This is a genomic window from Saccharopolyspora sp. ID03-671 (assembly GCF_045278815.1).
GTDB lineage: Bacteria > Actinomycetota > Actinomycetes > Mycobacteriales > Pseudonocardiaceae > Saccharopolyspora > Saccharopolyspora ipomoeae.
The window spans coordinates 528,275-541,968 of sequence record NZ_CP134054.1 but is presented as its reverse complement, the minus strand read 5'-3'; the positions used below and the strand labels follow the sequence as shown (position 1 = coordinate 541,968).

Genomic DNA, 13,694 nt, shown 5'->3' with positions numbered 1-13,694 from the left:
GATCACCAGTGAGAGTCGCTGTTGTCGGCGCCGGTGCCATCGGCGCGTACATGGGTGCCTGCCTGCAGCGGGCAGGCGCGGACGTGAGCCTCATCGCCCGCGGGGACAACCTCGCCGCCCTCCGCAGTCGCGGGGTCGAGGTCCTGAGCCCCCGAGGGGACTTCCGGGTCGCACCGCACGCCACCGACGACCCCGCCGAGATCGGCCCGGTGGATCACGTCATCCTCGGCCTCAAGGCCTACTCCTACGCCACCTCCGGACCCCTGGTCCACCCCCTGCTCAAGGAGGACACCACCGTCATCGCCGCGCAGAACGGCATCCCGTGGTGGTACTTCCACGGACTGCGCGGCCCGCACGAAGGCCACCGCATCGAGACCGTCGACCCCGGCGGCGCGGTCAGCCGAGTCCTCCCCCCGCACCGCGCCATCGGCTGCGTCGTCTACGCCGCCACCGAACTCGACGCCCCCGGCGTGGTGCGGCACCGGGAAGGAACCCGCTTCTCCATCGGCGAACCCGACGGCAGCGACAGCGCGCGCTGCCGCGAGTTCAGCGACGCCATGATCGCCGGTGGGCTCAAGTGCCCCGTCGAGGACGACATCCGCCGCGACGTCTGGATCAAGCTGATGGGCAACGTCGCCTTCAACCCGATCAGCGCCCTCACCGGCGCCACCCTCGCCGGCATGTGCCGGCACCCGGGGGTGCGGGAACTGGTCGCCGCCCTGATGCGCGAAACCCTCCAGATCGCCGCCGCGCTCGGCTGCCACCCCGACATCGCCGTCGAACGCCGCCTCGCCGGGGCCGAACGCGCCGGCGAGCACAAGACCTCCACCCTCCAAGACCTGGAGCGGGGAAAACCCCTGGAACTGGCGGCGATGCTCACCGCGGTCGTCGAACTCGCCGACCTCGTGGGCGCCGACGCCCCGACCCTGCGCACCGTCAACGCACTCGGCGACCTGCTCGGCCAACGCCTCGCGCCCCGCGATCCCGCGCCGCGCGAACCGGCGGTGCGCGAACCGGCAGGGGCCGGGCCGAACTCACGGGAGTGAGCATGCACGAGAGCAGCACCCGGGCCCGTCGCGCACGCGCGGCGGGCCCGACCCGGGAGCGGACATGACCGCCCACCGGAGCGACCCGCTCGGGCGCGTCCTGCGCACCGCCGTCGAACCCCGCGCCCGCGAGGTCGACGACCGCGGCCGCTTCCCCCGCGACACCCTCGCCGCCCTGGCCGGAGCGGGCCTGCTCGGCCTCACCCTGCCCAGCAGGTGCGGCGGAGGCGGCCGCGGCCTGGTCGAAGCCACCGAGGTGATCACCCGCCTCGCCCGCGCCTGCGGCTCCACCGCCGCGATCCTCGCCTCGCACTACACCGCCACCGCCGCACTCGCCCGCCACGCCGGGCCCGAGCTGCTGCGCGCCCTGGCCACCGGCCGCCACCTCAGCACCCTCGCGCTGGCCGAGGCCGGCAACCCCGGCACGCTCCCCACCGGCCGCGCCGAGTCGGGCGGGGGAGTGACCGCGCTGTCCGCGCGCAAGAACTGGGTGACCGCCGCCGGCGAAGCCGACAGCTACCTCTGGTGCAGCCGAGACGAGGAGGGCCTGTCGTGGTGGCTGGTCCCCTCCCAAGCCCCCGGCCTGTGCGTCCCCGCGCACGCCGACGCCGTCGGGCTGCGCGGCAGCGCCACCGCCACCATCACCGCCGACCCCGTGCGGGTCCCCGACTCCGCCCTGCTCGGCACCCGAGGCGGCGGAACGGTCCTGCTCGTCGACGAGGTCCTGCCCTGGCTGTGCGCCCTGCAAGCCGCGCTCGCCCTCGGACTCATGCAAGCCGTGCTCACCCGCAGCGTCGAATGCGTCACCGGACCGCAACCCTCCTGGTCGCGCTGGCAGGACCCGCCCAGCCGGCAACCCGAGGTCCGCGCCGACCTCGCCCGGATGCGCACCAAGGTCGACACCGCGGCGCTCGTGCTCACCGACGCCGCCGGAAGCCACTGGCACGCCGACGGACTCGAACGACTCCTGCAAGCCCGAGCGCTCGCCGGCGACAACGCCGTGCAGGTCGCCGAACTCGGCATCAAGGTGTGCGGCCAGCACGCCTTCCGCCAGGACTACGGCGTCGAACGCCGATTCCGCGACGCCCACACCGCCGCCCACGGCCAGCTGCCCGCCGACCGAGCCCTCGACCACCTCGCCCGCCTGACCTGCGGACAACCGCTGCTGAGCTGAAACCCGGCGACCACCGGCGATGTTGTGTGAGGCGAACGAAGAGAAAGGGCGACCGCTCCCCACAAGCGGCCGCCCTTTGGTCCCCCTCCTGAACGGTGACGCCGGCGCCGGTGCGACGAATCCCCCATCCTCATCGAACCGACGCCCGGCCACCCGGGCGGCCGTCGAACCCAATCAGCGGACGCCCTGTGCCCCAGGCAGGCAGGAAGGATACTGCCTGACTCGGCTTTCTCAGCGCTTTCACCGCTTGGAAACCCGAGGTCATGATCGTTTCTTGGGGGTTCGGGGTTTCGTCTGCTGACAAGACTCGCTGTGGTCTCTTCGCTTGGCGGTGGGGGTAGCGGAACCCGACACGCCTTCTGGCTCCGGGATCCGAGGCTCATGCATGCCAATGCACGACACGTCGGCTGCCCTCCCCAGAAGACGTGTCAGAGCCCGCGGCGGTGCCGGTTGCTTGCTCGGGGTGGTGGGAAAGCGCCTGCGGCGCTTGCCTGACGGTGGTTGCTCTCGTCAGTCCTCGTCCGTGTCTGCGCTCTGGTCCAGGTAGGTCTTTCGGGTGTGCTCCGTGTGCTCTCGCATGAGGGTGGCCGCTGTGTCGGCGTCCTTCTTGGCGATGGCGTCGATGAGGGCCGAGTGCTCGTCCCAGGCCTGCTTGCCCCGGCTCTTGGCGACCGGGGTGTGGTACCAGCGGACCCGGCGGTTGATCTGCGAGGCGAGTTCGATGAGGACCTTGTTGCCGGAGAGCTCCGTGATGGTGGCGTGCAGCTCGGAGTTGGCGGCCACGACCGCGTCGATGTCGTCGGCCTTGAGGGCGGCGACGCCGCGCTTGTAGATCTGCTTGAGGGCCGCGACGCCGTCCTTGGTCGCGTGCAGCGCGGCCAGCCGGGCCGACTCGGCCTCCAGCAGGGTGCGCACGCCCAGCAGCTGGTCGGCCTCCTCGGGCGTGGGGCTGTGGACGAACGCGCCGTAGCCCGGGCGCAGGTCCACCCACTCGTCCTTCTTGAGCCACTGCAGTGCTTCGCGGACCGGCTGGCGGGACACGCCCAGCGCCTCGGCCAGCTCCTTCTCGACCAGGTGCTGGCCCGGCTTGAGCTCGCCGGTGATGATCAGTTCGAGGATGGCCTCGTAGACCGTCTCGCGCAGCGGGACCGGGCGCGCCACCTGGCGGGCAGCGAGGGCCTCGGACGGTTTCGAGGTCAGGGACATGCGGTCAGCTCCGGTTGCTCGTGGGCGATGCGGTCCACGGGTTCAGCCCGTGGCTTTAGCATACAGTATCCCGCCTGGCGTGACCGGTCGCGGCGAGCGGCCCCGACCGAGCCGTCCAGTGTGGACCACCGCTTGGGCCGAACGGATGGATCGCCGGTGTGGTTCTGGACACCGCCCTTCCGCCCGACTAGAACCACCGATGCCAGGCCCGAGAGCCGTGGCCTGCGGGGATCACCGACTCCCCACGCCGGAGGCGCCCATGAGCGTGCCCGCCTTAGTCCCGTCCGCAGCGGTGATCCTGCTGCTCGCGGCCCTGACCGCCGACCTGCTCACCTGCGCCCGGGAGCGCGCGCCCACCCGCCGCGACCCGCTGGTCGCCGGAGCCGGCCTGCTCGCCGCACCTCTGCTCGCGGGCGCGCTCGCGCTCGACGCCCCGGCGAAGGCGGCGGAGTTCCTGGCCGCCTGGGGCGCGGCGCTGGCGATGACCGTCGACCTCGTCGTGCTGCTGGTCCTGCTCACCCACCGCGCGCCCGGTGCCGGCGAGAATCCCGGTGTTCGTCGCGTTCGCAGCGGTTCTCGACGCGTGCCGGTCGCCGTCGGCGCCTCGGCGCTGGTCCGGATTGTGCTGGTGAGCACCGGAGCCCCCGGGCTCGGGTGGCTCTCGGCCGCCACCGGGGTCGTGGTGCTGGTGGGTGCCTGGTGGCTGTTCCGCCGGGACGAACCCGGGCTGCCCGAGGTGCGGGCCGCCCGGATCGCCGCGATCCCGGTCGCCGTCGTGCTCGGCGCCTTCGCCGTGACCGCCACCGGCGGGAGCTCCCCGCTGGTGCTGTGCGCGAACCTGCTGGCGCTGCTCGGCGTCGCGCGCCTGGTGCGCGCGGCCGCCCCGCTGTGCTCCCGCGCGCCGGGAGCGTCGGTGGGCGGAGCGGCCGTGCTGGTGTTCCTCGGCGTCGAGGCGCTGCTGGCCGGGATCGCCGGGCACGGACCCGCCCAGGACGCCTCGGTGACCGCGCTGTCGCTGACGATGACGCTGCTGGTGGTGGTGCTCGGGGCGATCACCGCCGTGCGCTCGGGGCGTTGACGATCACCGACCGCGAGCGCACGATGAGCTCTTCGCTGACCACTCGGGCGGGAGTCGCGTTGAGCACCGGAACACAGCACACGACGGGATATTTCCGCGGCCGCACCATCGCCGAGCTCGGTGAGCGGTTGCGCGCCGACGAGATCCGCGCCGTCGATCTCGTCAAGGCCGCGCTGACCGCGATCGACGCGCTCGACGGGACGCTCAACGCCTTCGTCACCGTCGACCGGGCCGGGGCGCTGCGCGCCGCCGAGACCGCCGACGCCGAACTCGCCGACGGGCGCGACCGCGGGCCGCTGCACGGCATCCCGGTCGCGGTCAAGGACATCATCGACGTCGCCGGGCTGCGCACCACGATGGGATCGGCGCACTTCGCCGACAACGTGCCCGCGCAGGACGCCGAGTGCGTGACGCGGCTGCGCGAGGCCGGGGCGATCGTCATCGGCAAGACCACCACCCAGGAGTTCGCCTTCGGCCCCACCGGCGACCGCGCCCACAACGGGGCCTCCCGCAACCCGCACGACCCCGGGCGGATGACCGGCGGTTCCAGCGGCGGCAGCGGCGCCGCGGTCGCCGCCGGCATCGTGCCGCTGGCACTGGGCACCGACACCGGCGGTTCGGTGCGCATCCCCGCCTCGCTGTGCGGGGTGGCCGGGTTCAAACCGGCCTACGGCGCCGTGCCCACCGGCGGGGTGTTCCCGCTGTCGCAGACCCTCGACCACGTCGGCGTCCTCGCCGGCAGCGCCGACGACTGCCGCACCGGCTACCGGGTGCTGGCCGGACTGCGGCCGATGCCGCGCCGGGAGCGCGGAGCCGAGGTGAGCGTCGGCTGGATCCCGCCGGACCTGCTGCACCCCACCGATCCTCGGGTCGCCTTACTCGCCCGCACCGCGCTGCGGGCCGACGGTCTCGACGTCCGCGACATCCGGCCCGGCGGCCTGGACGGGATGCTGCGGGCGTTCGGGGCCATCCAGTTCAGCGAGGCCCACGCCGTGCACGCCGAACGCGTCGCCGAGGCGCCGCAGCTGTTCACCGACGACGTGCTGGCCATCCTGCGGCAGGCGGGGGAGACCGCCGGGTGGCAGTACGTGCGGGCGCTGACCGAGCGCGAGCGGTGGCGCGCCGAGGTCGGTGCGCTGCTCGACCAGGTGGACCTGCTGGCCATGCCCACCACCTGCGTCGCCGCGCCCGAGGTCGACCAGCGCGAGATCGAGGTCGGCGGCGCGCCGCTGCCGGTTCGCGGACCGCTGATCGGCCTCACCCGGCCCTGGAACCTCGCCGGAACTCCCGCCCTGTCGGTCCCGGCCGGAACCGTCGACGGGCTCCCGGCCGGCCTGCAGCTGATCGGCAGCCCCGGCCAGGAGGACCGGCTGTTCGCCGTGGCCGAGCGCATCGGCGCGGCGCTGCAACGGTGGCGCGGAGCGACCGGAGCCGATACCAAGGACGGGTGAGCGACGACGCGACCGCGGCGCTGCGCGAGATCGCCTTCTGGCTGGAGCGGCAGAACGCGCCCACCTACCGGGTGCGGGCCTTCCGGCGCGCCGCGGCCGTCCTCGACGACGTCGACGACCTCGACCGGCGCGTCGAACGCGGCACGCTCACCGACCTGGAGGGCATCGGCCGCACCACCGCCACCGTCATCGCCCAGGCCCACCGCGGCGAGACGCCCGACTACCTGGTGAAAGTCCGCGACGCCGCCGAGGTTCCGGAGAACGGGACCGCGCTGCGGGAGGCGCTGCGCGGCGACTGCCACGCCCACTCCGACTGGTCCGACGGCGGCAGCCCGATCGCCGAGATGGCCACCACCGCCCGCTGGCTCGGGCACGAGTGGATGGCGCTGACCGACCACTCGCCGCGGCTGACGGTCGCGCGGGGTCTGTCCGCCGAACGGCTGCGCGAGCAGCTCGACGTGGTCGCGCGGCTCAACCGCGAGCTCGCGCCGTTCCGGATCCTCACCGGGATCGAGGTCGACATCCTCGGCGACGGCTCCCTCGACCAGGACGAGGACCTGCTGGCCGAGCTCGACGTGGTGGTCGCCAGCGCGCACTCCGAGCTGCGGATGGCCTCCGGGCCGATGACCCGCCGCATGGTCACCGCCGCGAGCAACCCGCACGTCGACGTGCTCGGGCACTGCACCGGCAGGCTCATCGGCGACCGCAAGCGCCCGCAGTCGACCTTCGACGCACGCGAGGTCTTCACCGCGTGCCGCGACCACGACGTCGCCGTGGAGATCAACTCGCGGCCCGACCGGCTCGACCCGCCCCGCGAACTGCTGCGCCTGGCTCGCGACCTGGGCTGCGAGTTCACCGTCGACTCCGACGCCCACGCGCCCGGCCAGCTCGACTGGCTGGTGCACGGCTGCGCCCGCGCCGAGGAGTGCGGCATCGGTGCCGACCGCGTCCGCAACACCCGCCCGGCTGCGGACATCGCCCGGTAGACCCCACTTGCGGGCCGGGTCTGCGGGCTGTCACCGTACGCCTGAGCCGCCGAAATCCCAGGTCCGGACCGGCTCGTGAGGCAACGGCCACGTGGAGAGCGAGGCGCTCATGCCTGCTACCGAACCCGTCACCCCCGCCCGGTCCGGCCACGGCGGGCCGCAGAGCCTCGACCGCTTCCGCGCCGACGTCGCGCGGATCGTCGACGACTACCCGCACCAGCCGGTGTTCCCGCTGTTCGTGGAGCTGCGCGAGCTGCGTGACCGGGCGCTGAAGGTGCTGGAGCGGCGGGTCCCGGCCGAGCACGCCCGCGACTGGTTCCGCACCGCCGGGTTGATCTGCGCGGCGATGTCCACCGCCGCCTTCGACCTCGGCCACCCCGCAGCGGCCGAAGTGCAGGCGCGCACCGCCTTCCAGTGCGCCGATCAGGCCGGGGACGACGCGCTGCGCTGCTGGGTCCGCGGCACCCAGAGCCTGGTGGCCTACTGGGACGACCGCGGCCGCGACGCCGTCGAACTCGCCCGCGACGGACTGCACTACCCGCCCGAATCCGGCACCGCCGCAGTGCGATTGGCCGCGATCGAGGCCCGCGCGCACGCGCGCCTGGGCGACGCCCACGCCGCCGAACGCGCCCTGACCCGCGCCGAGCAGGCGCGCGAGGAGGTCGCCGAGGCGGACTTCCCGGCCGGGATGATGGAGTTCCCGGTCGCCAAGCAGTACGCCTACGCCTCCTCCACGGCGCTGTGGCTGGGCGGGCAGGTGGGCCTCGCCCACGCCGAGCGGGACGCGATCACCGCCATCGCCGGTTACGCCCAGGAACCGCCCGAGCGGCAGCGGGTCGGGGAGCTGTGCCTGGCCCGGCTGGACCTGGCGGAGGTGCGGTTGCGGGGCCGCGACCTCGACGGCGCCGCGGAGCAGGTCGACCTCGTGCTCGCCGCGGCCACCGCCCGGCGCACCGAGGCCGTGCTGCGGCGGCTGCGGCGGCTCGGCCGGTCGCTGGAGCGCACGCCGCTCCAGGCGGCCCCGGCGGCGGTGCGGTTGCGGGAGGAGATCGGGTCGTTCTGCGCCGCGCGCGGCGTGTCGCCGCTGGTCGTAGGGCCTCTTTGAAACTTCAACCCCTGTTAAGCTCGGGTCGTGAGCGATACGCGCTGGCTGAGCGACGACGAGCAGCGCGCCTGGCGGAAGCTGGCGGCCCTGATGACGGTGGTTCCCGCCGCCCTGGACGCGCAGCTGCAGCGCGACGCGGGCCTGACGATGTTCGGCTACTGGGTGCTGTCGATGCTGTCGGAGGCACCCGGGCGCGAGCTGAGGATGAGCCACCTCGCGCAGCAGTCCAACGCCTCGCCGTCGCGGGTCTCGCACGTGGTGTCCCGGCTGGAGCAGCAGGGCTTCGTCGCCCGCCGCAAGGCCGAGGACGACGCCCGCGGAAGCATCGCCGAGCTCACCGAAGCCGGCCTGGCCAAGGTCGTCGCCTCCGCTCCCGGCCACGTGGAGAAGGTCCGCTCGCTGATCGTCGACGCCCTCGACGAGTCCCAGGTGACCCTCCTCGACGACCTCTGCACAGCCCTCCTCACCCAGGTCGACCCCCGAGGCACCCTCTCAGTCGCACCACCCCAGGAATAACCCGCCCAAAATCCCTCCCAAATCTTCCTCCGGGACTCGTCCCAGAGGAAGGCTTCGGTGCACCTCCTGCCCGCGAGGTCCTTTCCGGTGGTTCGCGGTTCTGGAGGGGGACAGTTTTAGCCATAATTGTCCCGACATTTCAGACATTGATCATGGGTGATTATGGCTAAAACCGCCCCCTGCCAACGGACGTTGTCACCGTGACCGTTGGCAGGGGAACGAGGAGCGCTGACCGCTAGGCGGCTTCGTCGGAGTCCGAGGCCGCGTCCGGGCCGGTCCGCTGGGTGTCCGGATCGGTCCGCTGGGTGTCCGGGCTGGTCTTCTGAACGTCCGGGTCGGTCTGCTCGGTGTTCGGGCCCGTCTGCTGGGCGTTCGAGTCGGACTGCTGGGTGTCCGGGCCGGTCTGCTGGGTGTCCGGGTCGGTTTGCTGGGCGAACTGGGTTCGGTAGAGCTCGGCGTAGTGGCCGCCTCGGGCGAGGAGCTCTTCGTGGGTGCCGTCCTCGGCGATGCGGCCGTCGTCGATGACCAGGATCCGGTCGGCTTCGCGGATGGTGGCGAGGCGGTGGGCGATGACCAGGGCCGTGCGCCCGGACAGGGCAGTGGCCAGGGCGCGCTGCACCGCGGCTTCGGACTCCGAGTCGAGGTGGGCCGTGGCCTCGTCGAGGACGACGATCGGCGGGGCCTTGAGCAGCAGGCGGGCGATCGCTAGGCGCTGCTTCTCACCACCGGAGAGGCGGTGCCCCCGGTCGCCGACCACCGTGTCCAGGCCGTCGGGCAGCGAGTCGATCAGGTGGCCGAGCTGAGCCGTGCGCAGCGCCTCGGTCAGCTCCTGCTCGGACGCGTCGGGCCGGGCGAAGGTGAGGTTGGCGCGGATCGTGTCGTGGAACAGGTGCGCGTCCTGCGTGACGACCCCGACGTGGTCGTACAGCGAGGCCAGCGACGTGTCGCGCACGTCCACGCCGCCGATGCGCACCGCGCCCGCGTCGACGTCGTAGAGCCGCCCGGCCAGGTTCGTGATCGTGGTCTTGCCCGCCCCGGAATGCCCCACCAGCGCGACGGTCCGGCCCGGCTCGGCCCGGAAGCTGATGTCGTGCAGCACCGGGTGCGCCGGGGAGTGATCCGCCCGCGCCACCGACTCCAGCGACGCCAGCGACACCTCGCTGGAGGCCGGGTAGCGGAACGAGACGTGGTCGAACTCCACGTCGGAGGCCCCCGCGGGCAGCTCCCGCGCATCCGGCTTCTCGGTGATCATCGGCTTGAGGTCCAGGATCTCGAAGACCCGGTCGAAGCTCACCAGCGCCGTCATCACGTCCACGTGCACGTTCGAGAGCGCCGTCAGCGGCCCGTACAAGCGGTTGAGCAGCGTCGCCAGCGCCACCAGCGTGCCCAGCTGGAACGCCCCCGCCAGCACCAGACCACCGCCCAGGCCGTAGACCACGGCCGTGGCCAGCGCCGCCAGCAGCGTCAGCGCCACCATGAACACCCGGCTGTACATCGCCGAGATGACGCCCATGTCGCGCACCCGCTCGGCGCGGGCGGCGAAGCGCTCGGACTCCTCGTCGGCGCGGCCGTAGAGCTTGGCCAGCATCGCCCCGGCCACCCCGAAGCGCTCGGTCATCAGCGAGCTCATCTCGGCGTCGAGCTTCATCTGCTCACGGGTGATGCGCTGCAGCCGGCGGCCCACCCAGCGCACCGGCAGCAGGAACAGCGGCAGCAGCACCAGCGCGATCACGGTGATCTGCCAGGACAGCGTGAACATGGTGACCAGCACCAGCACCAGGCTCAGCACGTTGGACACCACCGACGACAACGTCGAGGTCAGCGCCCGCTGCGCGCCGATCACGTCGTTGTTGAGGCGGCTGACCAGCGCCCCGGTCTGGGCGCGGACGAAGAACGCCACCGGCATCCGCTGCACGTGGTCGAAGACCTCGCGGCGCAGGTCGTAGATCAGGCCCTCGCCGAGGCGGGCCGAGTACCAGCGCTGGGCCAGGCTCATCGCCGCCTCCAGCACGGCCACCCCGGCCACCGCCACGGCCAGCCACACCACCAGCGAGAAGTTCCGCGGCACGATGCCGTCGTCGATGATGGCCTTGAACAGCAGCGGGTTGACCACGCCGAGCGCGGCGGCCAGCGCGACCAGCACCAGGAACGGCACGATGTCGCGCAGGTAGGGGCGTGCGTAGCCGCCGATGCGGCGGAGCAGGCCGGCGGACAGGCGTTGCCGGGTGACGGACTTGTCGCTCGCGAACGAGCGCATCGTCGACCAGTTGGCGTTCACTGGAGGTCCTTCGTGACGTGGTGGTGTCGTTCGGGTGGTTCCATCCTCGAACCTCGACTCAGGTGGAAGTCAATGCGCCTCCCGGTTGTTCCCGCCCGGTTCCGGCGCTGAGCGCGGACCGGTAAACGGACGGTTAGCCACCACAACGATTCGGCCACATCAGACGCTCGGCCGATGCGCGACTCGGCGTTGATCTTGAACGATGGGGTTGCACCACGCGGAGTGCCGCCCTGGACACCTTCCGGAGTGCGGGTCCCGCGACGAACGCGTTCTGGCTGGTGAAGGAGATCGACCACGTGTTGAAGGGCGTGGCCAGGTATGGCCGGAGCGTTCCCGAGCCCGACGGCACGCGGCTCCCGCTGCGCATCGCGGACCGGTTCTTCCTCGCCGCCCACAGCGGCGAGAACCGGATCTCGCCGCGCATCGACGCCGACCTGCTCGCCCTCGGGTGCTCGGGCGGGCTGCTCGCCGAGCTGATCGTGGAGGAGGAGATCGCCCTCACCCCCGACGTCCGGCCCAGCGGCAACGGGCGCTGCCCCGACTTCCTGTCCTGGACGGTGCTGCGCGAGATCCGCCGCGAAGCCGGCCACGACCTGCGCACCTGGTTGGAGTACCTCGCCCAGACCTCCGTGGAGAAGGTCCGGTCCCGGCTGGTGCTCGTCGACGTGCTGCGGGAGGTCCCCATCTCCGGCGGGCTGCGCGGGGGAGCGGCCGCCGCCTGGCGCCTCGCCGACACCCGCCGCGGCACCACCGCCGAGCTCGAAGAGCTGTTCACCGGGACCGACACGGCCACCGGCAACGGCGTGATCACCGTGCCCGAACGGCTGACCGAGATCACCTTCGCGCTGCTGACCCGCGAGACCGGGGTGCTGCGCCACCTGCGCTTCAGCAAGAACGCGCTGCGGCAGGGGGAGTTCCGGATGAACTCGTGGGAATCGCTGCTGCCCGGAACCCTGCGCAGCCTCCTCCACGAGATCGGCGCGGCCCGCGGAGCGTCGGCGATCACCCCGAGGCACTGAACCGAGCACTAGGAGCGTGAACGTGCCCCCTTCGAAGGTGTCGGCGACGCTGGCCGGATCCCGGATGGGCGTGCTGTCGATCGTGTTCTTCACCGTGGCCGCCGGTGCCCCTGCCACCATCGTCGGCGGTGTGGCCGCCAACGGCTTCGCGGTCACCGCCGCGCCCGGACTGCCTCTCGGGTACCTGGTGATGGCCCTGGTCGTCGGCGTGTTCGCGATCGGGTACGTGACCATGTCCCGGCACGTCGACAACGCTGGTGCCTTCTACGCCTACATCGCCAAGGGCCTGGGCCGGGCCGCCGGAGCCGGGGCGGGCGCGGTGGCCGTGGTGTCCTACCTGCTCATCCTCGGCGGGCTGGTCGGCGGTTTCGGCGTCGGCGCGGCCGACTTCGCCCGCCGCCTCACCGGCACCGACCCGACCTGGTGGTGGTACTCGGCGGCGGCGATCGCGCTGGTGGCCGCGCTCGGGCTGCAGCGCATCGACGTCAACGGGCGCGTGCTGGCGCTGCTGCTGCTCGCCGAGGTGACCGCGCTCGTGGTCTACGACGTGGCGTTCGTGGCGGCCCCGGGGCCCGAGGGCCTCACCTTCGGCGCGCTGGACCCGTCGGTGCTGCTGACCGGGTCGGCCGGGGCGATCCTGCTCGTCGCCTTCACGGGGTTCATCGGGTTCGCCAACCTCACCGTGCTGGCCCGCGAGGCCCGCGATCCGCGCACCGTCATTCACGCCGCGGCCATCTCGCTGCTGGTCATCGGCGGGCTGTTCTCCGCTTCCACCTGGGCGATGACGGTGGCGACCGGGCCCGGATCGGTCGTGGCCGCCGCCGACCGCGACTCCACCCGGCTGCTGTTCGCCCTGGCCGCCCAGCGGCTGCCCGCGACCCTGGTCGACGTCGGCAACGTCCTGTACCTGACCTCGATGTTCGCCGCCGCCTTGGCCTTCCACCACGTGTGCGCCCGCTACCTGTTCTCGCTCGGGCTGGAAGGCGTCGGAGCCCGCTGGTGGGTGCGCACCAGCGCCCGCACCGGTGCGCCGGTGGCCGGGTCGCTGGTCGCCACGGCGGTCAGCGCCGCGGCCGTCGCGGTCACCGCGCTGCTGGAGCTGGACCCGGCGGTGCACCTGTTCTTCTGGGGCGCCACGACCGGTGCGCTCGGCGTGCTGCTGCTGGTGCTGCTGACCTCGGTGGCCGTCGTCGGGTTCTTCCGCCGCACCGGCGGTCACGGGCACGGCGCCTGGCCCACCACCATCGCCCCCGCGCTGGCCGCCGCGCTGCTGGCGCTGGTGCTGGTGACGGCGGTGCTTTCGTACCGGACGACGCTGGGCGTCGCGCCCGGGCACGCGCTGGGCTGGGTGGTGCCGTCGGGTCTGGCGGGCGTCTTCGCCGTCGGATCGGCGTGGGGGATGCTGCTCAAGCGGGCGAAACCCGAGGTGTACGCCCGGATCGGAGCGGGCGCGCGGGCCACGGTCATGCGCAGCCCGGAGGTCCTCGCCCGGCGGTGATGATCGGTGACGACCGGCAGGGCACCCGGCTCCGTGCCCTGCCGCCGCCGCGGGGTGTCAGGTCTCGGCACCCACGTAGCGGAACTCCCAGGTTCCATCACCGTGCTTGCCGGAGCGCTCGTAGATCAGCCGAGGCGGCACGGCCTCGGGATTGCGAGCGCGCGCGGGCAGGGTGATGCGCGGGATCGGTTTGCCCGATGAGTCGGCCGAGACGGTCAGCTCCTGACCGTCCTGCGGCCCACCGCGGAGCCGGACCCGGATGTCTGGCACGGCGACCCCTTTCCTTCTCCCATGGACGCGTGGACAACGACATCGCCTAGGACCGCACCCCCGGCGC

The 13,694-nt window shown here is 72.8% G+C and carries 12 protein-coding genes; 9 read left to right on the top strand and 3 right to left on the bottom strand.

Annotation, left to right across the window (positions count from 1 at the left end):
- Window positions 1–8 precede the first annotated feature (8 nt).
- Window positions 9–1,046: a 2-dehydropantoate 2-reductase gene (locus REH65_RS02635; RefSeq protein WP_406691099.1), complete on the top strand. Its 1,038-nt coding sequence runs from the start codon at window positions 9–11 to the stop codon at window positions 1,044–1,046.
- Between the two features lie 64 nt (window positions 1,047–1,110).
- Window positions 1,111–2,220: an acyl-CoA dehydrogenase family protein gene (locus REH65_RS02630; protein ID WP_406691098.1), complete on the top strand. Its 1,110-nt coding sequence runs from the start codon at window positions 1,111–1,113 to the stop codon at window positions 2,218–2,220.
- Between the two features lie 510 nt (window positions 2,221–2,730).
- On the opposite strand, the gene REH65_RS02625 is transcribed toward REH65_RS02630, so the two are convergent.
- Complete coding sequence (locus REH65_RS02625; protein WP_406691097.1) at window positions 2,731–3,426, bottom strand: GntR family transcriptional regulator; 696 nt, start codon at window positions 3,424–3,426, stop codon at window positions 2,731–2,733.
- Window positions 3,427–3,685: 259 nt separating this feature from the next.
- Here REH65_RS02625 and REH65_RS02620 point away from each other — a divergent pair, with 259 nt between their 5' ends.
- The 5 genes from REH65_RS02620 to REH65_RS02600 all read left to right on the top strand — a co-directional run bounded on the left by REH65_RS02620 (window position 3,686) and on the right by REH65_RS02600 (window position 8,562).
- Window positions 3,686–4,504: a hypothetical protein gene (locus REH65_RS02620; RefSeq protein ID WP_406691096.1), complete on the top strand. Its 819-nt coding sequence runs from the start codon at window positions 3,686–3,688 to the stop codon at window positions 4,502–4,504.
- Complete coding sequence (locus tag REH65_RS02615) at window positions 4,501–5,955, top strand: amidase (protein WP_406691095.1); 1,455 nt, start codon at window positions 4,501–4,503, stop codon at window positions 5,953–5,955. The genes REH65_RS02620 and REH65_RS02615 overlap by 4 nt, the downstream gene beginning before the upstream one ends.
- Window positions 5,952–6,941 carry a PHP domain-containing protein gene (locus tag REH65_RS02610; RefSeq protein WP_281454481.1) on the top strand — a complete coding sequence of 330 codons (990 nt, stop codon included), beginning with the start codon at window positions 5,952–5,954 and terminating at the stop codon, window positions 6,939–6,941. Before REH65_RS02615 ends, REH65_RS02610 begins: the two co-directional genes overlap by 4 nt.
- A 109-nt stretch (window positions 6,942–7,050) precedes the next feature.
- Window positions 7,051–8,046 carry a hypothetical protein gene (locus REH65_RS02605; RefSeq protein ID WP_406691094.1) on the top strand — a complete coding sequence of 332 codons (996 nt, stop codon included), beginning with the start codon at window positions 7,051–7,053 and terminating at the stop codon, window positions 8,044–8,046.
- A gap of 27 nt (window positions 8,047–8,073) precedes the next feature.
- Complete coding sequence (locus tag REH65_RS02600) at window positions 8,074–8,562, top strand: MarR family winged helix-turn-helix transcriptional regulator (RefSeq protein ID WP_406691093.1); 489 nt, start codon at window positions 8,074–8,076, stop codon at window positions 8,560–8,562.
- 235 nt (window positions 8,563–8,797) lie between these two features.
- Here the strand turns inward: REH65_RS02600 and REH65_RS02595 are convergent, their stop codons facing one another.
- Window positions 8,798–10,819 (bottom strand): ABC transporter ATP-binding protein, encoded by a 2,022-nt coding sequence (locus REH65_RS02595; RefSeq protein ID WP_406693070.1) that lies wholly within the window; start codon window positions 10,817–10,819, stop codon window positions 8,798–8,800.
- Window positions 10,820–11,136: 317 nt separating this feature from the next.
- Here REH65_RS02595 and REH65_RS02590 point away from each other — a divergent pair, with 317 nt between their 5' ends.
- Both REH65_RS02590 and REH65_RS02585 read left to right on the top strand, forming a co-directional pair.
- On the top strand, window positions 11,137–11,859 hold the full coding sequence (locus REH65_RS02590; RefSeq protein WP_406691092.1) for a GPP34 family phosphoprotein: 723 nt from the start codon (window positions 11,137–11,139) through the stop codon (window positions 11,857–11,859).
- Between the two features lie 22 nt (window positions 11,860–11,881).
- Complete coding sequence (locus tag REH65_RS02585; protein WP_406691091.1) at window positions 11,882–13,357, top strand: APC family permease; 1,476 nt, start codon at window positions 11,882–11,884, stop codon at window positions 13,355–13,357.
- A 57-nt stretch (window positions 13,358–13,414) separates the two neighbouring features.
- On the opposite strand, the gene REH65_RS02580 is transcribed toward REH65_RS02585, so the two are convergent.
- A complete protein-coding gene (locus tag REH65_RS02580; protein WP_281454476.1) occupies window positions 13,415–13,627 on the bottom strand; it encodes a hypothetical protein in 213 nt (70 codons plus the stop codon).
- Between the last annotated feature and the right edge of the window lie 67 nt (window positions 13,628–13,694).